The organism is Xenorhabdus szentirmaii DSM 16338 (assembly GCF_002632585.1).
In the GTDB taxonomy this organism is placed as follows: domain Bacteria; phylum Pseudomonadota; class Gammaproteobacteria; order Enterobacterales; family Enterobacteriaceae; genus Xenorhabdus; species Xenorhabdus szentirmaii.
This window is the reverse complement of sequence record NZ_NIBV01000067.1, coordinates 1-287: the sequence shown is the minus strand read 5'-3', so window position 1 is coordinate 287 and position 287 is coordinate 1. Positions and strand designations below refer to the sequence as shown.

At 45.6% G+C, this 287-nt stretch carries 1 tRNA gene; it reads right to left on the bottom strand.

Annotation, left to right across the window (positions count from 1 at the left end):
- Positions 1 to 210: 210 nt before the first annotated feature.
- Positions 211 to 286, bottom strand: a tRNA-Phe gene (locus Xsze_RS21675).
- Position 287: the final 1 nt, after the last annotated feature.

Sequence of the window (287 nt, the reverse complement as noted above, 5' to 3'; positions counted from 1 at the left end):
TTCTTTGGGTTTTGCAGTTTCGATTTGTCGTGCATTAAGTTTCATTGTTAAGGGCATTCTCATAATCGAACGGTAAGTGCCCCGAATTATGCCCTTCGCTGCATCTTGATTGCAACAGACGAAACTAGACGTTGAGATTGGTAATAAGGTTGATTTTGCTGGATTTGATATGAATTGTTTTACTAGGCTGGACTTCACTGGAAGTTGAAGTGGTGCCCGGAGGCGGAATCGAACCACCGACACGGGGATTTTCAATCCCCTGCTCTACCGACTGAGCTATCCGGGCT